This is a genomic window from Methanococcoides sp. DA23 (assembly GCF_057593895.1).
Genome location: NZ_CM172520.1, coordinates 1,895,840 through 1,916,951, shown reverse-complemented (window position 1 = coordinate 1,916,951; position 21,112 = coordinate 1,895,840). Strand labels below are relative to the sequence as shown.

General features: G+C 42.4%; 26 protein-coding genes and 3 tRNA genes. 21 read left to right on the top strand and 8 right to left on the bottom strand.

Annotated elements, in window-relative coordinates; translation table 11 throughout:
* The first annotated feature begins 8 nt into the window (after positions 1 to 8).
* From AC20MK_RS09505 to AC20MK_RS09495, 3 genes are all read left to right on the top strand, one after another.
* Positions 9 to 398 carry a response regulator gene (locus AC20MK_RS09505; protein WP_487355582.1) on the top strand — a complete coding sequence of 130 codons (390 nt, stop codon included), beginning with the start codon at positions 9 to 11 and terminating at the stop codon, positions 396 to 398.
* A gap of 321 nt (positions 399 to 719) precedes the next feature.
* Positions 720 to 896, top strand: coding sequence for a hypothetical protein (locus tag AC20MK_RS09500; RefSeq protein WP_487355581.1), 177 nt, complete (start codon positions 720 to 722; stop codon positions 894 to 896).
* Positions 897 to 1,033: 137 nt separating this feature from the next.
* Positions 1,034 to 1,189 carry a hypothetical protein gene (locus AC20MK_RS09495; protein WP_487355580.1) on the top strand — a complete coding sequence of 52 codons (156 nt, stop codon included), beginning with the start codon at positions 1,034 to 1,036 and terminating at the stop codon, positions 1,187 to 1,189.
* A gap of 604 nt (positions 1,190 to 1,793) precedes the next feature.
* Here AC20MK_RS09495 and AC20MK_RS09490 read toward each other — a convergent pair.
* Together AC20MK_RS09490 and AC20MK_RS09485 are read right to left on the bottom strand one after the other, a co-directional pair.
* Positions 1,794 to 1,871, bottom strand: a tRNA-Glu gene (locus AC20MK_RS09490).
* Between the two features lie 85 nt (positions 1,872 to 1,956).
* Entirely contained in the window at positions 1,957 to 3,204 is a 1,248-nt protein-coding gene (locus AC20MK_RS09485) for a proteasome-activating nucleotidase (RefSeq protein WP_487355579.1), read from the bottom strand.
* 510 nt (positions 3,205 to 3,714) lie between these two features.
* On the opposite strand from AC20MK_RS09485, the gene AC20MK_RS09480 reads away from it, so the two are divergent.
* The 10 genes from AC20MK_RS09480 to AC20MK_RS09435 all read left to right on the top strand — a co-directional run bounded on the left by AC20MK_RS09480 (position 3,715) and on the right by AC20MK_RS09435 (position 12,387).
* On the top strand, positions 3,715 to 4,611 hold the full coding sequence (locus AC20MK_RS09480) for a hypothetical protein (RefSeq protein WP_487355578.1): 897 nt from the start codon (positions 3,715 to 3,717) through the stop codon (positions 4,609 to 4,611).
* Positions 4,612 to 4,800: 189 nt separating this feature from the next.
* Positions 4,801 to 6,783 carry an excinuclease ABC subunit UvrB gene (uvrB, locus tag AC20MK_RS09475; protein ID WP_487355577.1) on the top strand — a complete coding sequence of 661 codons (1,983 nt, stop codon included), beginning with the start codon at positions 4,801 to 4,803 and terminating at the stop codon, positions 6,781 to 6,783.
* Between the two features lie 130 nt (positions 6,784 to 6,913).
* Positions 6,914 to 6,985, top strand: a tRNA-Gly gene (locus AC20MK_RS09470).
* 133 nt (positions 6,986 to 7,118) lie between these two features.
* A complete protein-coding gene (locus AC20MK_RS09465; RefSeq protein WP_487355576.1) occupies positions 7,119 to 7,679 on the top strand; it encodes an SOUL family heme-binding protein in 561 nt (186 codons plus the stop codon).
* Positions 7,676 to 9,079 (top strand): cryptochrome/photolyase family protein, encoded by a 1,404-nt coding sequence (locus AC20MK_RS09460; RefSeq protein WP_487355575.1) that lies wholly within the window; start codon positions 7,676 to 7,678, stop codon positions 9,077 to 9,079. The genes AC20MK_RS09465 and AC20MK_RS09460 overlap by 4 nt, the downstream gene beginning before the upstream one ends.
* 52 nt (positions 9,080 to 9,131) lie before the next feature.
* Positions 9,132 to 9,563, top strand: coding sequence for a MarR family winged helix-turn-helix transcriptional regulator (locus AC20MK_RS09455; RefSeq protein ID WP_487355574.1), 432 nt, complete (start codon positions 9,132 to 9,134; stop codon positions 9,561 to 9,563).
* Positions 9,560 to 10,915 carry an MATE family efflux transporter gene (locus AC20MK_RS09450; protein WP_487355573.1) on the top strand — a complete coding sequence of 452 codons (1,356 nt, stop codon included), beginning with the start codon at positions 9,560 to 9,562 and terminating at the stop codon, positions 10,913 to 10,915. Before AC20MK_RS09455 ends, AC20MK_RS09450 begins: the two co-directional genes overlap by 4 nt.
* Positions 10,916 to 11,013: 98 nt before the next feature.
* Positions 11,014 to 11,098, top strand: a tRNA-Leu gene (locus AC20MK_RS09445).
* A gap of 336 nt (positions 11,099 to 11,434) precedes the next feature.
* A complete protein-coding gene (locus AC20MK_RS09440; protein ID WP_487355572.1) occupies positions 11,435 to 11,668 on the top strand; it encodes a hypothetical protein in 234 nt (77 codons plus the stop codon).
* Positions 11,665 to 12,387 (top strand): ATPase, encoded by a 723-nt coding sequence (locus AC20MK_RS09435; RefSeq protein WP_487355571.1) that lies wholly within the window; start codon positions 11,665 to 11,667, stop codon positions 12,385 to 12,387. Before AC20MK_RS09440 ends, AC20MK_RS09435 begins: the two co-directional genes overlap by 4 nt.
* 195 nt (positions 12,388 to 12,582) lie before the next feature.
* Here AC20MK_RS09435 and AC20MK_RS09430 read toward each other — a convergent pair whose 3' ends face one another.
* The 3 genes from AC20MK_RS09430 to AC20MK_RS09420 all read right to left on the bottom strand — a co-directional run bounded on the left by AC20MK_RS09430 (position 12,583) and on the right by AC20MK_RS09420 (position 14,833).
* Positions 12,583 to 14,007: a ribulose-bisphosphate carboxylase gene (locus tag AC20MK_RS09430; protein WP_487355570.1), complete on the bottom strand. Its 1,425-nt coding sequence runs from the start codon at positions 14,005 to 14,007 to the stop codon at positions 12,583 to 12,585.
* Between the two features lie 196 nt (positions 14,008 to 14,203).
* Entirely contained in the window at positions 14,204 to 14,434 is a 231-nt protein-coding gene (locus tag AC20MK_RS09425; RefSeq protein ID WP_487355569.1) for a ferredoxin, read from the bottom strand.
* A gap of 99 nt (positions 14,435 to 14,533) precedes the next feature.
* Positions 14,534 to 14,833, bottom strand: coding sequence for a carboxymuconolactone decarboxylase family protein (locus AC20MK_RS09420; protein ID WP_487355568.1), 300 nt, complete (start codon positions 14,831 to 14,833; stop codon positions 14,534 to 14,536).
* A 174-nt stretch (positions 14,834 to 15,007) separates the two neighbouring features.
* On the opposite strand from AC20MK_RS09420, the gene AC20MK_RS09415 reads away from it, so the two are divergent.
* From AC20MK_RS09415 to AC20MK_RS09405, 3 genes are all read left to right on the top strand, one after another.
* Complete coding sequence (locus AC20MK_RS09415) at positions 15,008 to 15,331, top strand: DMT family transporter (protein ID WP_487355567.1); 324 nt, start codon at positions 15,008 to 15,010, stop codon at positions 15,329 to 15,331.
* Positions 15,332 to 15,471: 140 nt separating this feature from the next.
* Positions 15,472 to 15,855, top strand: a complete 384-nt coding sequence (locus AC20MK_RS09410; protein ID WP_487355566.1) for a hypothetical protein — start codon at positions 15,472 to 15,474, stop codon at positions 15,853 to 15,855.
* A gap of 242 nt (positions 15,856 to 16,097) precedes the next feature.
* Positions 16,098 to 16,265 (top strand): hypothetical protein, encoded by a 168-nt coding sequence (locus AC20MK_RS09405; protein ID WP_172368414.1) that lies wholly within the window; start codon positions 16,098 to 16,100, stop codon positions 16,263 to 16,265.
* 73 nt (positions 16,266 to 16,338) lie between these two features.
* On the opposite strand, the gene msrA is transcribed toward AC20MK_RS09405, so the two are convergent.
* The gene (msrA, locus tag AC20MK_RS09400; protein WP_487355565.1) at positions 16,339 to 16,800 is read right to left on the bottom strand and encodes a peptide-methionine (S)-S-oxide reductase MsrA; all 462 of its coding nucleotides are present in this window, start codon (positions 16,798 to 16,800) and stop codon (positions 16,339 to 16,341) included.
* A gap of 12 nt (positions 16,801 to 16,812) precedes the next feature.
* Positions 16,813 to 17,235 (bottom strand): peptide-methionine (R)-S-oxide reductase MsrB, encoded by a 423-nt coding sequence (gene msrB / locus AC20MK_RS09395; RefSeq protein ID WP_487355564.1) that lies wholly within the window; start codon positions 17,233 to 17,235, stop codon positions 16,813 to 16,815.
* A 177-nt stretch (positions 17,236 to 17,412) separates the two neighbouring features.
* Here msrB and AC20MK_RS09390 point away from each other — a divergent pair, with 177 nt between their 5' ends.
* From AC20MK_RS09390 to AC20MK_RS09380, 3 genes are all read left to right on the top strand, one after another.
* A complete protein-coding gene (locus AC20MK_RS09390; RefSeq protein WP_487355563.1) occupies positions 17,413 to 17,748 on the top strand; it encodes a Rieske (2Fe-2S) protein in 336 nt (111 codons plus the stop codon).
* A gap of 105 nt (positions 17,749 to 17,853) precedes the next feature.
* Entirely contained in the window at positions 17,854 to 18,270 is a 417-nt protein-coding gene (locus tag AC20MK_RS09385; RefSeq protein ID WP_487355562.1) for a hypothetical protein, read from the top strand.
* Positions 18,271 to 18,325: 55 nt separating this feature from the next.
* Positions 18,326 to 19,267: a mechanosensitive ion channel family protein gene (locus AC20MK_RS09380; RefSeq protein WP_487357097.1), complete on the top strand. Its 942-nt coding sequence runs from the start codon at positions 18,326 to 18,328 to the stop codon at positions 19,265 to 19,267.
* Positions 19,268 to 19,272: 5 nt separating this feature from the next.
* Here AC20MK_RS09380 and AC20MK_RS09375 read toward each other — a convergent pair whose 3' ends face one another.
* A complete protein-coding gene (locus AC20MK_RS09375; RefSeq protein ID WP_487355561.1) occupies positions 19,273 to 19,899 on the bottom strand; it encodes a class I SAM-dependent methyltransferase in 627 nt (208 codons plus the stop codon).
* Positions 19,900 to 20,052: 153 nt separating this feature from the next.
* Here AC20MK_RS09375 and AC20MK_RS09370 point away from each other — a divergent pair, with 153 nt between their 5' ends.
* Both AC20MK_RS09370 and AC20MK_RS09365 read left to right on the top strand, forming a co-directional pair.
* Entirely contained in the window at positions 20,053 to 20,790 is a 738-nt protein-coding gene (locus AC20MK_RS09370) for a fumarylacetoacetate hydrolase family protein (RefSeq protein ID WP_487355560.1), read from the top strand.
* A complete protein-coding gene (locus AC20MK_RS09365) occupies positions 20,790 to 21,089 on the top strand; it encodes a hypothetical protein (RefSeq protein ID WP_487355559.1) in 300 nt (99 codons plus the stop codon). Before AC20MK_RS09370 ends, AC20MK_RS09365 begins: the two co-directional genes overlap by 1 nt.
* Positions 21,090 to 21,112 lie beyond the last annotated feature (23 nt).

The following is a 21,112-nucleotide window of genomic DNA, read 5'->3' as shown; positions in this document are numbered from 1 at the left end:
GCAGTATTATGAAAGATGCGCAGATCGTAGTAGTTGAGGATGAACTTATCGTCGGTATGATGATAAAGTTGAAGCTGGCAAAAATGGGGTACTGTGTGTCCGGTCTGGCTTCAAGAGGGGTTGATGCTATCGCAATGGTCGAGGAGATGCGACCTGACCTAGTACTCATGGACATCCGGTTAAAGGGCGGAATAAATGGTGTGGAGGCCGCGATGAAGATACGGGAAATGTCGAATACTCCGATCGTGTTCATTACTGCCGATTCTTCCCGTGAAACGAGGGAGATGGCAGAACTTGCTGATCCTCAGGGCTTTTTGCTCAAACCATTTATGGACGAAGAGCTTGGAAATATTGTTGATTCTGTGTTATCTAATTCTGTGGGGCAGCAAGGGCGGTAATCATGAATGTCTGATCTGCTATCAGTTCACTTGGCAGAAGTCTTCTTATATTTTCAGTTAATGTTTTGCTTCATCTCTTTTTTTGTAGTTACAACGCCGGAGGGTTGTATTTCTCATGCAAGGTTAATTATCTCTTGTCGAGAACGATATCTATCCTTTAAAGACATTTCTTAATTTTTAACCCATAAAGTTTATATGCGACATCCCCATTTAGGAAAATCACATTATCACTTAAAAACGGTTTGAAGTTAGTGTATATACAATAATTGTTACTTTAGTGGCTTAAATTGAATACTCTACTTCAAAATGAGCGTGAAAAAAATGGTAGAAATGGAAGATGTTATCATTGGTGCTTTCGCCTTTGCAGGAATCGCAACATTAATCCTTTATATACTCACAAACCCTGGTGGATCTATTCCTTTCAATCTTCAGGAAGTTGCCGTGGGTTCTGTCGCTGTGTTCGTATTCAGTAAGGTCGGTTTCTTGTCAAGCTTCTAAGGTTCACTTTTTTCCCTTTTATTACATTTTTAGGGGATCTATCTGGAAATGCTTGACTCATTTTTTTAGTTCTCTAAATTTCGTCACATGCTATTTTAACGCTGATGGGTAGTATTTTAATCTTAAGGGGGAAACGCATGGGTCAGAATTGTTGTGATGTTTGTAAGGTCTCGGGGGAATGTTCTAAACTTGGATTGAAGCAGACGGTTGATGATCTTGGCGAGATGAAGAGATTGGCTGCTTGTTTGTATGCCTGTGAGCTTGAGTATCGGAAGGTAGTTGGTGATGAGTGACCCAAGGTTGGATGTGAGTTGCCTGCATGCATATATTGAAATGTCTTCTTCCCTTTCCAAAAGCAGATGGCTTGTATGATCGGTGGTCTGCAAAGTGGAAATCTTAATATATTGATCTATAAATCTATAATATTTTTCAGAGCAAGAAATAGGAGTGACTAATTCATGAACGGAAATGAGAATACTTCAAAGAATGATGAAATGCAAGGTGCTGATGTCCATGAGGCTGATACAGTATGCCGGAGTGGAAGTTGCTGCAGCTCTGGTGGTTGCTGTAGCTTTAAAATGTGGGTGTTGATGGGTATTGCACTGGGACTTCTATGGTATTTCACAAATTGAAGCAAAGGGTGGATAACTCTTTGCTTTTTTAATTTAATTTGTCATTCTTCAAAAGATCTAATGGATCGACATATTATCTCTATCTCTTTTGTTGTGATCCTTCCTGATGTCCTGTAATATTTATTTTCAATAATGATTAGATGCCTAGTATTAGCATCAACAACTTTTTTAGCATATTTGTATGCTATAAGCTCGCAGGCAATTTGAACATCAAAAAATCCATATTAATTGCTACAAACTTATTGAAATGATTAAAAAGAGTTAATGGTGCTCCGATGGGGATTCGAACCCCAGTCGCAGGAGTGAGAGTCCTGTATGATTGGCCGTGCTACACTATCGGAGCACACGGTTTTGCTGCTTCTAACATCCCCTAAAAGCAATCTATTCTATTTATAACTTTCGTCGAAAAAGATATTTGGAAGTTCGCATTATGCGAACATTCCAGCTGGGGTGTTAACCTCTTCTTCTGAAACGACTTTCGCGAAAGCATCAAGGAAGTCTTTCATGGTGATCATGTCGCCTCTTCTTCTGAGCACGAACATGCCTGCTTCTTTAACTATTACATTAAGGTCTGCACCACTAAGGCCCTCGGTCATATTTGCGATCTTAGCAAGGTCGAGGTCTTTTTCAAGATTCATCTTCCTTGTATGGATCTTCAAAATATCCTCTCTTGCCTTTTCATCGGGTATGGGTATCTCGATTATACGGTCAAACCTTCCTGGGCGCAAAAGAGCTGGGTCAAGCAGGTCTATTCTGTTGGTCGCAGCTATGATCTTCACATTACCACTGGGGTCGAAACCATCCATCTCTGCCAAAAGTTGAAGCATCGTACGGTTCACTTCTGCAGAACCGGTCGTTCCATCGTGGGTTCTCATTCCACCTACTGCATCGATCTCATCAATGAACAATATGGATGGGGACTTTTCTCTGGCAAGCTGGAAAACATCCTTCACGAGCCTTGCGCCCTCTCCAATGAACTTCTGTACAAGATCCGAGCCTGACATACGAATGAATGTCGCATGTGCTCTTGAGGCAACTGCTTTTGCAATAAGTGTCTTTCCTGTTCCAGGGCTGCCGTACATAAGAACACCACTTGGTGGTTCAATACCAAGGTTCTCGAACAGCTCTGGCTCTGTAAGTGGCAGTTCAACTGACTCAATGACTTCCTTGAGCACCTCATCAAGACCGCCTATCATATCATAATCTATTCCAGGTGAATCGATAAGTTCCATCATCTGTGCACGAACATCGGCTGCCCTGCTGATGATGTCGATGATGGCGAATGCGGCATTGATGCTTACGCGCATGCCCGGTTCGAGGTTTCCTTCCATTTCAGGTGGTACCATTGTCATAACTTCCTGATTATTGCCATGCTGGCGCAGGAGTACCATGCCATTTTCTACTTCCATGACGCTGGCAATGAACAGTGGCGGTGTCGTCAAGTGGTCAAGCTGGTCTTTAAGCTGATCCACCTCTGACCTGCATTTGTTCACCATCATATTGCTTTCAAGAAGCTTTGCTTTCATTGTTTCGTTCTGGACCTTTAGAACCTCGTTCTCACTGATCACTTCTTTGATGTCCATTTCCTGCATCTCATCAGTATTGTGGTCACCACCATTAGAATCCATCTCAGTGGACTTATTTCCTGCTGTTGATCCTTCACTTACTTCGGTCATGTTGCCTTCTTATAACATCATGTAATATAAAACAACTGCGTGTTAGAAATTATCTTATCCTTATGGATTCTTTTATCCTTATTGGGCACGCTTTTTTTGTTTCATTTGTATTTCTTGGGGATCTTTCTCGCTTTAAATACTAATTGATCCGTATTGTTTTCATTATTTTGTTATTTTTGTTATTGTGCTGGCTTATATCTAGTTCATGCACATTATATACGTTTTAATATCATTTTGCTTCGGGCGAGCAATTGTCTTTTTTCTCCATTGTGCTCAATGGAATAATTCTCTTCGATTTTAAGCTGTAATTATCTGTTTTTTTCTGAAAATAAAGCTTTAAAACCCTTTAATTTACCGTAAAACATATAATGACACAGATTCAAGGAAATATTTATATATTATCACACACTATTATTATATTGCAGCATGTATCAATTGCATAAAATCACCACAATGCGATTGAATTTGACTGCATTCACACAAAAACTAAACCATAATCTGAGGGGATGAATGGTTTGTGAATCCACCGATCTGAGGGGATGGATGGATACGCTAGCAGGAGCGCATAAGATGAAGATTCGGATCGAAGTACTCGATGACGAAGGAAAAGAATCCACCAGCATTGAATTTGCTGGTGAGAATGTGAAACAACGAGTAATCAAATTTATTGATACTTTAGATGAAACACAAACTCACTCGACTGGATCTTCATCAGCCAATCTGCATTCCGGGCAGAATGCCCAACAACTTTTTTCACAACAAAATCCACAACCTGTAGTGTTACAACCACAACAGTGTGGGCAAAATCAATTTTACCCAGTGTCTGTTATGCCGGTAACATCACCTGTACCACCGATGTATCCTGGTATGCAGATGCCACCAACACAGGTTCACTACCCGCAGTACTACGTTCCTGTGAACCAGCAAAATGTGAATACATCTGTTGATCCTGTTTTGAATCAGTCCGTTAACTATATTCCACCACAACAACAGCAACAACCGACTATATCACATCCCAATATAGGTGTGCCAAATGTTGCTCAGCCCACTGTCACAGAAAAACAAGTTCCACAAGTTAACAACAAGATCGTGCCGAACTTATCACTCCGTGACAGAATAATGGACACTTCTCTGACGATCAGTGAAAGACTCGAAATGTTCCTGAAATACGAGCATTCACGCGAATGGTCAACTTCACAAAAGATACAGGAGCACTACGAAAGTATCTACGGTGAGATAAAATTGAGTACAGTATCCACATATCTTTCCCGTATGTATCGAAAGAACCTCCTTGAACGCCGTGGAAATCGAACTCAGCGTGAATATCTTTACATTGGTGACCGTGTGGAGGCTGCAGGTCAGCCTTATGCACAAGGTTATCCTGTCTGGCAGGTACAGAGGACCTGATCCTGGTAAATATAATTTGTTACTGCTTAGTTTACCGTTTTTTTAGTTCATATTCTTATATTCTACTGTCTAATATCAAACAGTTGTTGTTTTCTCGTGATGGCGTATTCACTTCCTGTTATTCTGTGAAAACTGTCACAGTGACACACGCATACGTTTATAGCTATTCACATACATATTCACAGAGTGATGAGTGGTTTTGATCTTGTATCTGACTATGAACCTAAAGGTGACCAACCGGAGGCTATCAGAAAGTTAACCGAAGGGCTGAACAAAGGTCTGAAACATCAGGTCCTGTTGGGCGTTACGGGTTCCGGAAAGACCTTCACTGTCGCGAATGTGATACAGAACGTGCAGAAACCGACCCTTGTGATAGCACATAATAAAACGCTTGCTGCACAGCTCTTCTCTGAGTTCCGTGAATTTTTTCCTAATAATGCAGTGGAATATTTTGTAAGTTATTATGATTACTATCAGCCGGAAGCTTATCTTCCTACCACGGATACATACATCGAAAAAGATTCTTCTGTGAACGAAGAGATCGATCGTCTGCGTCTGTCAGCCACAAAATCGCTCATTGAGCGTAAGGATGTTATTGTGGTCTCCAGTGTTTCAAGCATCTACAACATCGGTTCTCCTGATGAGTGGAGGCGAATGTCTGTTATTCTCCGCCCGGGTGATGAGATGGGCAGAAGTGATCTTTTTACCGCACTGATCAATATCCACTATGAGCGTAACGATATTGAACCTGCCAAAGGGTCCTTCCGGTCCAAAGGTGATACCATTGAGGTTTTTCCTGCACAGGATATCCATGGGGTTCGTATAGAACTATTTGGGGACGAGATCGATAGGATCTCTTCTTTTGATCCCGTGACTGGAAAGACAATTGACGAGGTTCAAGAGGGCAACAGCATTGTCATATATCCTGCTAAACATTTCGTAATGCCACAGGAGGAAATGGTCAAAGCGCTTGGTTCAATTGAAAAGGAACTTGAGGAGCAGGTTGCGAAACTGGAGTCTGAGAACCGTATTCTTGAAGCTCAGAGGCTTATGCAGCGTGCAAAGTTCGATCTGGAGATGATCCGCGAGCTTGGATATTGCAGTGGCATTGAAAATTATTCCCGTCACTTTGACGGACGCAAGCCTGGAGATCCTCCTTCCTCTCTGCTCGAATTCTTCCCGGATGATTTCTTGCTTGTTATCGATGAGTCTCATGTGACCATTCCTCAGATCAGGGGCATGCATAACGGGGATCGTGCCCGAAAGGAGGCCCTCATCAATTATGGTTTCCGTCTTCCATCTGCTTACGACAATAGGCCTTTGACCTACAACGAGTTCCATCATAAGATAAACCAGGCCATCTATGTGTCAGCTACACCTGCGGATTATGAACTCGGTATCAGCAGTGCTGTGGTGGAGCAGATAATCAGGCCGACAGGTCTTGTTGACCCTGTGGTGTTCATTCGTCCGGTGGAGAATCAGATCGACGATCTTATCGGTGAGGTCAATAAGGTCACTGAGAAAGGCTATCGCACCCTTGTCACAACTCTTACCAAAAGAATGGCCGAGGACCTGACCGAGTACTTGCTGGAAATGGGTATTAGGGTGCGTTATATGCATTCTGATATCGACACTCTTGAGCGGGCAGAGATAATCCGTGATCTGCGAAAGGGTGTGTTCGATGTTCTGGTGGGTATCAATCTGCTAAGGGAGGGGCTGGATATTCCTGAAGTGGCCTTTGTAGCTATCCTTGATGCTGATAAGGAGGGGTTCCTGCGTTCGGAAAGATCTCTTATACAGACAATGGGGCGAGCTTCAAGGAATGCGGATGGATATGTGATCCTTTATGCTGACAAAGTTACCGGCTCCATGGATGCTGCTCTGAAGGAATCGAACAGAAGGCGACAGATCCAGCTTGAGTACAATGAAAAACATGGTATAGTTCCGCAGACCATCCATAAAGCTCTCCAGAGGGAGCTTGTTGAATCGGAATATGGTGAGGTCGTATCTGAGGTCCTCGAAGTCGCAGAAGATCTTTCTGATATCGAGATCGCTGATATGATCATCGAACTTGAAGCGGAGATGCACCTGGCTGCCACGAATCTGGAATTTGAAAGGGCAGCAGCATTGCGTGACAACATAAAGGAGCTCCGTAGCACGTATTCTCTTTGATATCTGCTCTGTCACAGCGGCATAATGCTGATGTTTTATTATGTATTGCATTCAGTACAATACTTTCTATCTGATGGTGGCTTTAGCCGAAATGTTTATATTCTAAAAATGCCAGTTAAGGGTTGCAAGTGCGCTGATGGTCTAGTGGCTATGACTGGGGCCTTCCAAGCCCTAAACCCGGGTTCAAATCCCGGTTGGCGCATTCTATTCTTTTTCATATCTAACTTTTCTAATAGTGTTCACTTTGTTTTTTATCAAAGATGTGTTTTTCATACTAAATATTTATTAAGTTCCCCTTCGCATATATCATTATAAAGAAAATGGGGGCTTTATTTGTGATATCGGTACTGATCTTAGTTCTTGTTGCAATATGGTTCCTGGTGGGGGTCAAGGTTTCAATGAGTACTGAACAACTTAATTATACGGTTATAGAAGAGCTTGGCGATGGTGTTGAGATAAGGCAGTACGATCGAAGTACATTCATATCTGCGGATGCAAAGGATTCGAACTCCGGGTTCAGGACACTGTCGGGCTATATCTTCGGCAAGAACAAAAATGATGTAAAGATAGCGATGACCGCTCCTGTGATATCCCGACAGGAGGAAAATGTCCTGCATATGTCTTTCGTACTGCCAGGGGGGTATGATGTGGACAATGCTCCCCATCCTCTGGATGAGGCCATATCAATTCACGATGTGTCGGCCAGAAAGCTTGCCGTAATAAGATTTTCCGGATATGTGACCGATCCTAAAATTGAATCTCGGAAGCTCATACTCGAGAATAAGCTTTCAGAGCACGGCCTGAATGCAAAAGGGGAATTCTTCCTTATGCGGTACAATCCTCCCTGGGTCCCTCCTATGATCATGCGGAATGAAATTGCAGTGGAGGTAGAATGAGATCCCGGTTCAAGATATCCCTCTTTGTTTTCAGGAGGGACCTGCGTGTGGATGACAATACTGCTCTTCTGGCAGCTCTTGACATGTCCGATGAGGTCGTTCCCTGTTTCATATTCGATCCGCGTTTATGTGATCCTGGAAGGAATGCTTTCAACAGCAATGCATTGCAGTTCCTGCTGGAGTCTCTTGATGACCTCAAAAGGCAGTTCAAAAAAGTTAATGGCAGGCTGTATCTCTTTTCAGGTCTTCCTGAGGTGATAATTGGTAAGCTTCTGGATAATCTGGATATTGATGCTGTTCTTATGAACCATGATTATACTCCTTTCAGCATCAAAAGGGACATGCAAATAGCTAGTATGTGTAATGATAAAGGTGTGGATATGCTTCAATTCCATGACTGTCTGCTTCATGAACCTGGGACCATACGCACGAAAAAAGGAACTCCGTATAAGGTCTTCACCCAGTTCTTCAGGGAGGCCTCGAAAAGGGATATTGCTATTCCTTCAATGTTCAGTGAGGGCAATTTCTTCACTGGGGATTGCGGAGTTGATGAGGTCGATGAGGTCAGTTTTCTGGAAAAATTAATACCTGAAATGAATGAACGTATATTCGTGCATGGGGGAAGGGCCAATGGACTGTCTGTATTGCAGTCCCTATCCCAGTTCGTGAACTATGATAAAGAGCGGGATCTGCCTTCCCTCAAGGGAACTACGGGTCTGTCTGCACACAACAAGCTGGGTACTATATCCATAAGGGAATTCTACTATTCGGTCCTTGATGAACTTGGAAGGGGTCATACACTTATCAATGAATTGTACTGGCGTGATTTCTTCACCCAAATATCCTTCGAATTTCCTGATGTGTTCAGACATGCGTTCAAAAAGAAGTTCGATGATCTCAGCTGGAGCAATGATGATGTCCTTTTCGATGCCTGGTGTTTAGGAAAAACGGGTTTTCCCATTGTGGATGCAGGCATGAGGGAACTGAACACAACGGGATATATGCACAACCGTGTGAGGATGATCGTAGCTTCCTTCCTTGTCAAGGACCTGCATATCGACTGGAAGTGGGGCGAGCGTTATTTCGCAAGCAAGCTCGTGGACTATGATCCCTGTGTGAATAATGGTAACTGGCAGTGGGCTGCTTCCACAGGAGCTGATTCACAACCCTATTTCAGGATCTTCAATCCCTGGTTACAGCAAAAGAAGTTCGACAAAGATTGTGTATACATTAAAAAATGGGTCCCAGAATTGGAATCCACCGAACCAAATCGCATTCACAAACTGGAAAGGGGTGATATGGACATACCGGGATATCCTGGCCCCATCGTTGACCACAGCAAAGAAAGGGAGGTTGCATTGTTCATGTTCAAGGCAGCAGGTCAGAGCATGGATGTCTGAAGCTAGTTGACTTTTCGTGGGGCTTATATATTAGTTAGCCTGACTAATCATTATGCCCGCACAACTTTCATTTGAAAAGGTCGATAAGTACTATCAGAAGATCCTGACAAAAAATGAAAAGGTTGAGAAGTATGCTGATGTGAGTTTTAGTTCCTTCTCTTATCTTATGGTGGTCAGATCACTCGTCAATCCTACAATCTCGGAGCTTGCATCTGCAATGGATGTGAAGAAACCTTCTGCAAGTGCCATGGTGAAGAAACTTGTTGATATGGGTCTGCTGGAGGTCGAACGTTCGATCAGTGATAAACGTGTCTGTAATTTAACTCTCTCTGCAGAAGGGAATGATGTTGTCGAACTGGGCAGGTCTGCTGACTATCTGTTCTTTGGGAGGCTCGAGGAGGTCCTTGACGACAATGAGTTCGAGGTCTTTTCAGTCCTGTGGGAAAAGATAACTTCCAATCTTGAAGAGGATGATGAGAAATGAGTGAAGACGAATTAGCAGTTGAAAGTATGGGTAAATTATTCAGGAAATTCGCACTTCCTGCGGTCGTGGGTTTCATCATCGGTGGTGTGCAGATCACCATTGATGGCTATTTCATCGGCAATGGTGTCGGTACTCTTGGTCTCGCATCGGTGACACTTGTATATCCTTTGCTCATTGGTATGATCGCAATTGCCATGCTTATAGGCACAGGTGGGGCTTCCCTTGTGGCCATTGAGCTTGGGAAGGGGAATCGCAAGCGTGCCCATAGGATCGCTTCTGATATGCTGCCTTTGATGTTCGTAGTAGGTACGTTCTTTGCTATACTGGGGCTGTTCTTCACTGAGCCATTGCTCAGGATGGTGGGTGCTACAGGCACTGTTTTCGTTATGGCGAACGACTACCTCCAAATAATGTTCATAGGTTCGATCTGTCTCATTGCAGGCATAGGGCTTGATCCCCTTGTGCGTAATGACGGTCGCCCCAACTTTGCCATGAAGATGATGTTTGTGGGCGCTGCGACGAACATCGTGCTTGATTATCTTTTCGTCATGCGCTGGGGTATGGGTATGCAGGGTGCGGCCATTGCTACTATTATTGCGTTTGCAGTTTCGATGATCGCATTCGTTTCCTATTTCTTCAGCAGGCATGCGCAGTTGAGACTTTACCTTTCCGACATAAGCCCTGACCTCAAAATAATTGCAGGCATATTGAAGACCGGTTTTCCGGCATTCGTCATGCAGGCATCCCTTGGAGTGCTTGTGCTGAGCTATAATTATATGCTCCTGAAATACGGCTCAGAGGTCGCAGTATCTTCCTATGGTGTCATCGAGTATTCCTTCGCCATCTTCTATATGATATTCGAAGGCATCTCTGGAGGTGTACAGCCTATAATCGGATTCAACCACGGCGCAAAACTTTACGACAGGGTGTACAGTGCTACCAAAATGGCCATACTATCATGTTTTTTTGTAGGGCTTTCAGGATTCACTCTGCTATACCTGTTCCCGGAAACGATCATACAGCTTTTCAATCGCAATGATCCTGAATTGCTGGTAACAGCCGTTGAAGGCATGAGAATATTCATATTCGGTATACTCGTTGAGGGTGTCATCATATCCGTGGCTGTCTATTACCAGTCAGTGAACAAGATAAGACCTTCATTATTCATTCATTTCGGCAAGATCTTCATCTTCATCCTTCCCTTACTGTTCATACTGCCGAGATACTACGGTCTTACTGGTGTATGGATGGCAGCCCCTGTGGGCATATATCTGATGCTCGTAGTTGTGGCGGCCATGTTCCTGAAAGAAATAAAAATTCTTAAACACCCGCCGACCGAAGCCAATGAATGAAGTTTGTATGGTTATGAGGCAGTTATGCAGAACTATATCTGCTTGCATCATTGCATAATATTAAATATGAAAAATGAGTTTAAGGATTGTTCCTTTTTGCGGGGGTTGCCCAGCCTGGCCAAAGGCGCAGGGCTTAGGACCCTGTCTCGTAGGAGTTCGTGCGTTCGAATCGCACCTCCCGCACTATCTTTTTTGGATGTTTGTAGCAAAATCATATTTGAATATGCATATTATATTCAATATGACTTATATAATTAAAGCTATTACAATGAGCTCAAATCTTCCTAATGGCTCGGACATGGGCGACACTGGAAGGAATTGCAGTGGATTCAATACTGACTTTTGTAATGTATTGGCATTTGTCAAAGAATGATAAAATCGTCCATAAGTATAAGTTAGCTGTTTCAATAGATGTGAATTGATCTATAGTGTAAATATGGATCAACACACAAATGTATTTATGTAACGATTGTGTATGATGATTATACATGACCAATTAGCTAGACGGAGGAATCTATAATGCGACTATCTATCAATAAAAGGAACCGCAGGACACGGGAAGTTGATAATATCGTGAGAGTCGCGAGGGCAGCATCCTCTAGTGCGAAACAAAATGCATTTAGTCATGGGATATCAGTAGCAAGACAACAGGGTGAAAACATTGTCATGTTGCATCCAGATGGAAGTACTGATGTCATTAAGAGAATTGAAAATAGTCCTGTAACACTAAACAAAAAACGATACTACATATGAAACAACGTATGAGGGTATTTGCAGGACCAAATGGATCTGGTAAAACTGCAATTGTTAGTGAATTTATTGAAAAAAGGGATGAACTGATCGATCCTAATCGTCATGTTAATCCTGATGAACTTAATTTATTGGATATTCTCAATTTCGATAACTTCGGAGTAAAAGTGGATGAGGGCGATTTTCGAGATTTTGTACTAAAATATCATTTTTATGAAAAACTTGGCATTACCATTCAAGACCTCAAAATTAAAGACAACTGTTTTTACATAACTAAAAAAAGTTCATATATGGGTGCAATGCTATCGGATTATCTTAGACAATGTCTCATAAAAACAAATGAACGTTTGTTTTCGTTTGAAACAGTTTTATCCCATCCATCAAAAATAGATTTTCTCAAAGATGCAAAAAAACTCGGCTGGGATGTCTATTTGTATTTTGTAAGCACAAACGACCCTGAAATTAATTGTGTTCGTGTGGCACAACGGGTGCAAATGGGTGGTCACGATGTTCCTCGTGAAAAGATCTATGATCGGTACACAAAGGCCAACAATAATTTATTTGAGGCTTTAAAGCACTGTCGTAGGGCATACATTTTTGACAATTCTGAAGAAATGGAATTAATAGCTAAAAAAAATCCAGATGGTTCATTAGATCTATTGGTGGATTATCTTACTTCAGGTTGGTTTAATGAGTGTGTTCTCTCCAAATTAATTGAGTGATGTTCCATGTCGATATTTGAATTCAATTAAAACAAAACTGTGGATTTCTACAAGGCCGATTTATCAGTCTTTCAAATCTATGGTTTTGTTTCTTATTACTATTATTAATGGGGATAATATATTCTAAAATATCGGAATTAAAAAGGTTAGATCTCTACACATTCAGATATGCGTGTAGAGATCCTTTTCGTACAATTACCTATGCGAGTAGAACTCGATAGCTTCTGCCAGTTCCTTATGGTCCTTGGCATATTCTTCAATATCTATTCCCTGAAGATATGCATCACATGCCTGGACCAGTGCCTTTGCACCTGACTGTGTGCCTCCGGGGTGGGAGTGTACGCCTGAACCCATGGTCGTGATGAAATCAACATTCTCCATTACATCTATGAAGGGTTTCAGTTTCACAGGGTTAAGACCGCCGGAAACTATGGGGCAGCACTTCTTCATGGCTCTCCAGCTATCATCTTCGAGGACTACATGATGGGCAAGGTCCTCATTGACAAGATTGATGGCATCCTTGTCGGTATCCATGATCTTTGACCAGGTCTGCTCGAAGAAGTGTCCGGGTGACTTCAAGTACTGGATGCCGTGTGCGGCAACAACATCTTCTGCGGGTGTGCCTTTCATCTTACCTACGCCGGCTGTTCCGGTGTGTATGCCTGAAGTACCGGCAAGGCGTGCGAACTTTGAAAGTACCAGAACTGAAAAACCTATGGGGTTCTCAGGTCTTGTAAAGGCGCCATGGGCAGCCCTGTGGAAGTGCAGGAACACATCGGGATATCGTCTTCTGAGGGTCTGTACTGCCATCCATCCGGCCGTGATGCCGTCTATCAGGAAAGCATAGCTTCCGGGCTCGAATCCTGCATTGGTGATCATCTCACACCTTTCGATCATGGTGTCGAAATCAGCGGCTGATACATTGAATGAGTGAACTTTCTTCTGACCGGTTTCTTTCACAGCCTTGTCCATGGCCTCTTTCACATGAGCGACCATCTTCTCATACGGGCAGAAATCCTGATTTGCCTGAGGCTCATCGTTCTTGACAAAATCTCCTCCGCCTACCCAGAAATCATAGCACACTTCCGCATATTCCGCTGAGGTGAGTCCCATCTTTGGTTTGACTATGGTGCCGAGGATCGGTCTGTCATAAACATCAAGGTACTTTCGCATATCATCCACAGTATAGCTTGGACCGTCATACTGCTCCAGCATGGATGGCGGGAACCATACATCCATCAGCTTCAATGCTTGGATCTCTTTCATTCCAAGGATGTTGCCGACAATGTAGGTCAGTATATTCTGGACATTTCCTCCCCTGTCAAAGAGTCTCCACGGATAAGCGATCCACACCAGCTCTCTCTCCAGATCAAGCTGATACACCAGAGCGTTCATGGTTCTGGAAAACGCGGTTTCCGTATTTACCTTGATATTTGTCCCGGTTGATGATTCTGCAGCGATCTCTGCGGCTGCTTGCAGTACGTTCAGTTCTCCTCCCGGTATCAAGTGAAATACTCCGAGAAGGTATTCCCCATTGGTCGGATCAGGCAGTTCCAGATCCACATATGCCTGCTGTTTGGAATCGAGCGATTTTACCAGGTCCCCATAGTTCGAACTCATATAAGAATAACAGTTTGCAATCTATTTGAGTTTTTTGAATACGTCATGTGGGGCAAAACGGAAGTGCTGTTCGGTATAAACTTTTTTGTAAGTGGTTATATTCTATAAATCTGCATCTTCAATGGTTCAAAAAAAGAATGAAGAATAAAGAAAAAGGAAAATGGGAAAAAAGATGCTTTAGAGATAAGTAATGCACTTATCCGTCATTTCCGATCGCTTCTGCAGGACATGAGTCCATGGCCTCTTCGCAATTCTTCTTTTCAGCATCGTTCTCTGGCTGTTTGTATACAAAAGAATTCGAACCGTTCTCATTCATCTTGAAATTATTGGGAGCTTCATCAATACATCTCTGGCAAGAGATACACTGATCATCCACGTAATAAGCCCCTTCTACATTTTCAGCCACTTTATTTTTTACATCTGCCATACATAAGTCCCCCGGAATTAATATCTACAATACTCTTTAACTTTGGAAAGCTCTGTACTTATAAATTTCTGGAACTTATGCGCAGATATTTTTTACAATTTACAGAACATCCTGAAGGGCATTAGCAGCCACGTAAACACTGCCTATCCCGCATATGTACTGTGTGATCCTGATGGTCTGCATGATCTCTTCCTTTGTGGCACCAGCATCCAATGCCTGCAATGCAAGGGAGCGGACTCCGTTTACAGCACCTTTTGATGCATCGAGGGACAATGCCATCAGGAGCTTGTACTTGTAAGGTATTCCATTTTCCGGGAATGCGTTATGAAGGCTATCATCCAAAAGTTTGACGAATTCCGGGTCATTATCTGCTATTATCTGAAGGGGGTCTTCTGGCATTTTTATTATCTCCTTATGTGTTTTATTTATTGAGAGCTAACTATTTATGGTGGTTCCATACCATTCATTTATCGTTGCTCAGGTCAAGAATAATATATCTTTTCATGGTCATTATGTTTATCTGTAAATAGCTTCCATAGATATCAGATATATCTTGTGATCCGGGGAATATATATGAGCTATTCACTTCTGGCAATATCCATCTTTTTTGAGATCTGCGGTACTGTCTGCATGAAAATATCCGATGGCTATTCCAACATTCCGGCATCTCTGATGATATTCGTGTTCTATGGCATAAGTTTCAGCATTTTTCCATTTGCTTTGAAGAATATCGATGTGAGCCTTGCCTATGCCATCTGGTCTGGTGTGGGGACAGCATCCATGACCTTGATAGGTATATATTATTTCAAAGAGCCTGCAACAGCCATAAAGATGGTTTCCATATTCATCATCATGGTCGGTGTTATGGGATTAAATCTCAGTGACAAGCTGGCGTAATGTATTGGCTCTCTATTTATGACCATTTTCATATCTGATCATGCCAGATGGATCTAATTCTGGAAAGCAGCTACCTGTAGCAACAGATAAATAATTTCTACTCCCATCTTACTATGTAATAAATAATTGGGGGTAATCTATTGGTATCTGTAATCTCTGTACTTGCCGATCTGTCACTTGCTCTTCAAGTGATAGCTTTTGTAATGCTTTTGTATGCGATAAATCTTAAAAAAGTGGGTCTCGCAGAGCATGGGAGGGCAGCTTCCCTTGCGGTCTATGTGATGTTCCCTACGGTATTGTATATGTTCTATTCTATCAGTCTGGGCTTTAGACTGCCAGAATATGGGATCATACTTGGTCTGCACCGGCTTCTGGGCGCAATAGTTCTGATCTTCATCATTCTTTTTGTGACCAACAGATGGAGGTTCAAAAAGAAGGTCCACATGGATATTGTAATAGTATGCTGGACTTTGACATTGCTGATGGGAATCGGTGTCTATTTGATATCTCATGATATCTTATGATATCGCTTTTCTTTTTTGTTATCTGCTTCTTCCTCTATCGCACTTCAACTGTTCCTGATCTCCGATCCTTTCTTATCGGCTCTTAAAGGCTTGTGTAAATTTGTGTACATATCAATTCTTTTGTGTTCCTATGTGTCTTTTGAAAGTATTCGACGAAACACTTATAAATGATTAATCATTATAGATATGTGCAATCATTAATCGTGACAAATTGTACTATACCAATAAGGAGGAATACAGATATGGACACATATTACACAGGTTCTATGATGGAAGAAGAAGAGAAGCTCTTTGAATGGAGAACCAGCGGCTTAAACATTGATGGCAACGGATTGTTCTTTGCCACACTGGCCGGGTCCATTGCACTTATGGTCCTCATGAGGGTTTCATCTTATAGCAGCCTCTTTTGAATGGGGGAATTCCGGAATTTCCGGTAAACTCCCTTATTTGTCTTGCTTTTCATTATTTTCCTTCTCTTTTTAATCATCGTTTGAACTGAAGTTTCTGGAAATACTTCTGATGATAGTCTTCTGCAGGGTAGAATTCAGATGCTTCTACTATCTCTGTCTTAATGCTACTATCATACTTTCCTGAACGCTCCTGCTGTTCTTTGGATCTGAGTGCAGCTTCCTTTTGAGCATCGCTATGGTAAAATATGGCGGATCTGTACTGTGATCCATGATCAGGTCCCTGCCTGTCTTTTGTCGTAGGGTCATGCGTGTTCCAGAATATCTCTAGCAGTTCCTCGTATGTGATGACCGTTTCGTCAAAAAAGATCTCTATGGATTCAGCATGTCCGGTCAGTCCCGTGGAAACATCCTTATAGCTCGGCTCTTTCAATGTGCCACCGGTGTATCCCACTTTTGTTGAGATCACACCTTCGACCTTGCTGAACGCAGCTTCAACACCCCAAAAACATCCTGCTGCAAATGTTGCTCTTTCCATTTTCGGTCCCCCTCATTTATCGTCCTTGTCTTCCTTCTCTGAGCCTTCTGTAAAGCCCAATGATGCCGAATTTATACAATATCTTTTTCCGGTAGGTTGAGGGCCGTCATCGAAAACATGTCCGAGATGACTTCCACAGCGTGAACATTGGATCTCGATCCTTTTCATAAAATAGCTATCATCGAGAACTAGCTCCACACGATCACTGGAGAGCACTTCATAGAAACTCGGCCAACCTGAGCTGGAATCAAATTTGTTCTTTGAACTGAAGATCTCCTGGCCACAAGCTGCACAGCTATATACGCCTGGCTTATCGTTGCGTAACAGCTCGCCTGTAAATGGTATTTCGGTCTTCTTCTCCCTGAGGATAGCATACTGCTCAGGCGTCAGTATTTTTTTCCATTCTTCTTCAGAACGTTTAATCTTTTGTTTCAATCCCACAACCTCCTTACAAAAGCTCCCATATAAAAGTTATCAATACACACTTAAATAATTTAGGTTGTAATTCTTGGGTTTTATATTAATTCCATTTGAATATCCTTTTTCGATCGGAACCTATGTAGCACTAATATTTTTATGCAAGCGTAGCCAACACTGTATGGGGTATCTTAAATGACCGAATATACGGAGATATGCAGTTCAGATGATGTGCAGGACGGGGAAATGCGCAGTTTCGATTCAGGTGACAATAAGATCCTGGTAGTAAATCTTGTTGGTAAGTTCTATGCCATCGATGCTATCTGTAATCACATGGGTGGTAAACTTGTGGATGGGAAACTTAAGGATAATATCGTGATATGTCCTCGTCACAAATGTGAATATGATGTGACCTCCGGTAAGATCAAAAAAAAAGCGGGTTTTTTTGTGCAGGCATTTTCCGGCAGATGTAATGACCAGGTCTCTTATGCTACAAAGGTCGAAGACGGTAAGGTCTACGTGGAGATCTGATCCTGTGGTCTTTTATTGATCAGTGCAACTTCTGATGATGTTGCTTACATTGTTGAACCCGGTTTACTGCAAATATTTAAATAAAGTTCTCGTAATCCTTTACATATGAGCCTTGTTCTATCCGCAGTATTCCTTGCGTTTGTTCTATGTGTACTTAGTATCTTCTTACTTAATGTTGTAAAGAAAAGAGTGGCTGACACAGCAAATGGTGGTATGTATCCGAAAGGCTACTGGTTTGGCATGGGTATAGCGTTTGGTCTTTTGCTGGGTATGCCTTTAGGTATTGCCATCGGAATAGCTTTAGGGAATGTCGCTATAGGCATTGCTATTGGCCCCGCACTTGGAATAGGCTTTGGTACTGTGATAGGTTACGTGCTTGAGAAAAAACATGTGAAGAACATTCGTCCACTGACAGAAGAAGAAGCAAGGTTACAGAGGGTGTTCATTGTATTCACCATCAGTGTTCTTATTCTGGGTGTAACTGTGCTTTTCAGTCTCGTTTATCTTTATGGTCTGATATAATTGTATATTATTGAATGACTAAATATCTATATTAGTTCTGCATTAATAATTGGCTATGGAAGTTCTGGACATTGTCCCTTCGTGGATCTCGTGGGATATTGCTACTATAATATTCGTTTTTCTGATAGTCATATTAACTTTCGTTTCAGCAAAAATGGTAGATAGGCTCTTAAAAGCATATTTTCAGTTTGCCAGTAAAAAGATGAAGATCGATGAAACGACCTATGGGCTTGTCCGGCGTATTGTGGTGGGTCTTGTATATTTCTTTGGTATTATTGTGATCGTCTTCTCCATCCCCGGACTTAGGGATATTTCAATTGCTCTTTTTGCAGGTGCCGGATTTGCAGGTATTGTAGTTGGTATGGCCGCTCAGAACACTCTCTCGAACATCATTGCAGGTATCGCGCTTGCGACCTTCAGACCTTTCCGTGTGGGTGACCTGTTGACAATTCATGACGAATATGGCAGGGTCACTGACATAACCCTTGGTTATACCAAAATAAGGACATGGGATAACAGGCGTTTGAACATCCCCAATCACGTGATCAGTGACGAGGCCATAATCAACTGGTCCATCGATGATCCAACGGTCAACTGGACCGTTGATATCGGTATAAGCTATGATTCCAATATTGATCTTGCAAGAAGTATCATGATCGATGAGGCAAGCAAACACAAGAATGTGATGCCATATTCTGATCTCAGAACATATAATTCTCATGCAAAAAAGGCTGATGAGATCGTTAAGGGCGATGAGATCGTTGTTCGTTTGACCGAGCTGGGGGATTTTGCAGTAAATCTCAGGCTTTATGTGTGGGTAAAGGACCGTTCGGTGGGTTTTAGTACGGGTTGCGATCTGAGGGAAGCCATCAAAAAGAGGTTTGATGCTGAAGGTATTGAAATTCCGTTCCCTTACAGGACTATCGTATATAAGAAAGATATTGAACAGTCACATGAGGGTGATATTGAAATGTCGCGGGAAGGACCTGCGGCTTAATTATTTCATTCTTTTTTGAATAGCTGGCAACGTATGTAGGATTTCAGATAGGCTTCCTTGTCCAGCACAAGGCCGTTATTTTTACAGATATCAACATATGTATTGTTCCAGTTATCATCATTCGTTTTGAGCATGAAGAAGGGTAGCATCATTACGCTGGTAGGTGTCATCCTCGGTCTGGCACAGTCGATAAGGACAAAATATCCTCCAGTTCTTAGCACCCTTGAGGTTTCTTTGATAGCTCCTCTTCTTACTTCCGTATCGGTCTCGCAGAAGGCTACGCTCGTCACCACTATGTCGAAAGCATCATTCTTGAAAGGAAGTTCATCCATTGTTCCTTTGTAGAACGAGATCTCCTCTTCCATTCCCTTTGTTTTTGAATGGGCATATTTGAGTTGTGTGTCGGAAAGGTCAATTCCATACACTTTACATGTGTGCTCTGTCCTTTTCTCTATCTCTATTTCAAGGGATGCTGTACCACACCCAAGGTCGAGTACCTTCATTCCTTTTTTAAGAGGTAGTTCACCTGCTGCTTTTTCATAGTATGAATGTCCGAATCCCAGCAATGTGGCAAAAATGTCATAGTTCTTTCCGCCATAGAGTAACCCGAATTCGTTCCCCTTTTCACTCATCTGATCGAATATATGTATATATTAATTATAAATTTGTTATGATAATCGATGAGATCTCCGCAGCTCATAATATTTTTTGTAAGACATTGGCTGATAAATATTTTATACTACAATTCTGTTCTTTAGTACAATTAGAACAGAGAATGTGCAATTATGATGGGTCGATTCAAACACGATGGGTATATTTTCTACGGAGAGCTGAGCAACGATGGGAATCTTGTAACTTCCCTGTCCCCTGATGGCGGAACTTTTGAGATGTCCGAGCTTGCTTTGCTTCCACCTGCTAAACCTTCTAAGATAATCTGCATTGGTCTGAACTATATTGATCATGCTATCGAACTTGGTATGGAAGTTCCTACAGAGCCTGTCATATTCATGAAGCCACCTTCTTCGGTCATAGGTTCTGGTGGTAAGATCGTTTATCCTGCCATGAGCCAGCGTGTGGACTATGAAGCGGAGCTTGCAGTCGTAATTGGGAAAAGATGCAGGAACATCGGTCCTGAGGATGCGGGTGATGTTATTGCGGGCTATACTTGCTTCAATGATGTGACTGCCCGTGACCTGCAGCAGAAAGACGGACAGTGGACACGTGCAAAGAGCTTTGATACGTTCGCTCCGCTGGGGCCGTTCATTGTTCCCGGGGGGGACTTCGATTCCAGCAATGCTTCTATCAAATGCAGGGTGAATGGTGAAGTACGGCAGGATTCCAGTACCTCGAACCTTATATTTGACATACCGCATCTGATAGAGTTTATATCAGATATAATGACATTAGAGGTAGGTGACGTCATTTCCACAGGTACTCCTCCTGGTGTGGGGGAATTACTGCGCGGGGACGTTGTTGAGGTTGAGATCGAAGGTATAGGCACTTTGGCGAACGAGGTAATATAATGCTATTTGACCAGATCAACAGGGAACTTGAGCTTACTGAACGACATTTGCTCGTTCTTAAAAAGGTCATTGGGAATGGGCCTATAGGTATATTGAAACTTGCTGAGGAAACAGGGATGCCTACGCATAAGGTCAGGTATTCTTTACGTGTCCTTGAGCAGGAGCATCTCATAAAACCATCATCTCATGGTGCTACTGCCGGTGATCTTGCAGAAGAGTTCATTGGCAAGTTCGAGGGCAATATAGGTGATATACTGGAGAAGATCACACAGATAAGGCAGATCGGGGCTAATTTCTGATCTCTCTTTGTTTTTAATTATAA

Excerpts from the sequence above, each read along its gene's own strand:
- AC20MK_RS09505 (WP_487355582.1), top strand. The coding sequence starts at position 9 with ATGAAAGATGCGCAGATCGTAGTAGTTGAGGATGAACTTATCGTCGGT.
- AC20MK_RS09500 (WP_487355581.1), top strand. The coding sequence starts at position 720 with ATGGTAGAAATGGAAGATGTTATCATTGGTGCTTTCGCCTTTGCAGGA.
- AC20MK_RS09495 (WP_487355580.1), top strand. The coding sequence starts at position 1,034 with ATGGGTCAGAATTGTTGTGATGTTTGTAAGGTCTCGGGGGAATGTTCT.
- AC20MK_RS09485 (WP_487355579.1), bottom strand. The coding sequence starts at position 3,204 with ATGACCGAAGTAAGTGAAGGATCAACAGCAGGAAATAAGTCCACTGAG.
- AC20MK_RS09480 (WP_487355578.1), top strand. The coding sequence starts at position 3,715 with ATGGTTTGTGAATCCACCGATCTGAGGGGATGGATGGATACGCTAGCA.
- uvrB (WP_487355577.1), top strand. The coding sequence starts at position 4,801 with ATGAGTGGTTTTGATCTTGTATCTGACTATGAACCTAAAGGTGACCAA.
- AC20MK_RS09460 (WP_487355575.1), top strand. The coding sequence starts at position 7,676 with ATGAGATCCCGGTTCAAGATATCCCTCTTTGTTTTCAGGAGGGACCTG.
- AC20MK_RS09455 (WP_487355574.1), top strand. The coding sequence starts at position 9,132 with ATGCCCGCACAACTTTCATTTGAAAAGGTCGATAAGTACTATCAGAAG.
- AC20MK_RS09450 (WP_487355573.1), top strand. The coding sequence starts at position 9,560 with ATGAGTGAAGACGAATTAGCAGTTGAAAGTATGGGTAAATTATTCAGG.
- AC20MK_RS09440 (WP_487355572.1), top strand. The coding sequence starts at position 11,435 with ATGCGACTATCTATCAATAAAAGGAACCGCAGGACACGGGAAGTTGAT.
- AC20MK_RS09435 (WP_487355571.1), top strand. The coding sequence starts at position 11,665 with ATGAAACAACGTATGAGGGTATTTGCAGGACCAAATGGATCTGGTAAA.
- AC20MK_RS09430 (WP_487355570.1), bottom strand. The coding sequence starts at position 14,007 with ATGAGTTCGAACTATGGGGACCTGGTAAAATCGCTCGATTCCAAACAG.
- AC20MK_RS09425 (WP_487355569.1), bottom strand. The coding sequence starts at position 14,434 with ATGGCAGATGTAAAAAATAAAGTGGCTGAAAATGTAGAAGGGGCTTAT.
- AC20MK_RS09420 (WP_487355568.1), bottom strand. The coding sequence starts at position 14,833 with ATGCCAGAAGACCCCCTTCAGATAATAGCAGATAATGACCCGGAATTC.
- AC20MK_RS09415 (WP_487355567.1), top strand. The coding sequence starts at position 15,008 with ATGAGCTATTCACTTCTGGCAATATCCATCTTTTTTGAGATCTGCGGT.
- AC20MK_RS09405 (WP_172368414.1), top strand. The coding sequence starts at position 16,098 with ATGGACACATATTACACAGGTTCTATGATGGAAGAAGAAGAGAAGCTC.
- msrA (WP_487355565.1), bottom strand. The coding sequence starts at position 16,800 with ATGGAAAGAGCAACATTTGCAGCAGGATGTTTTTGGGGTGTTGAAGCT.
- AC20MK_RS09390 (WP_487355563.1), top strand. The coding sequence starts at position 17,413 with ATGACCGAATATACGGAGATATGCAGTTCAGATGATGTGCAGGACGGG.
- AC20MK_RS09385 (WP_487355562.1), top strand. The coding sequence starts at position 17,854 with ATGAGCCTTGTTCTATCCGCAGTATTCCTTGCGTTTGTTCTATGTGTA.
- AC20MK_RS09380 (WP_487357097.1), top strand. The coding sequence starts at position 18,326 with ATGGAAGTTCTGGACATTGTCCCTTCGTGGATCTCGTGGGATATTGCT.
- AC20MK_RS09375 (WP_487355561.1), bottom strand. The coding sequence starts at position 19,899 with ATGAGTGAAAAGGGGAACGAATTCGGGTTACTCTATGGCGGAAAGAAC.
- AC20MK_RS09370 (WP_487355560.1), top strand. The coding sequence starts at position 20,053 with ATGATGGGTCGATTCAAACACGATGGGTATATTTTCTACGGAGAGCTG.
- AC20MK_RS09365 (WP_487355559.1), top strand. The coding sequence starts at position 20,790 with ATGCTATTTGACCAGATCAACAGGGAACTTGAGCTTACTGAACGACAT.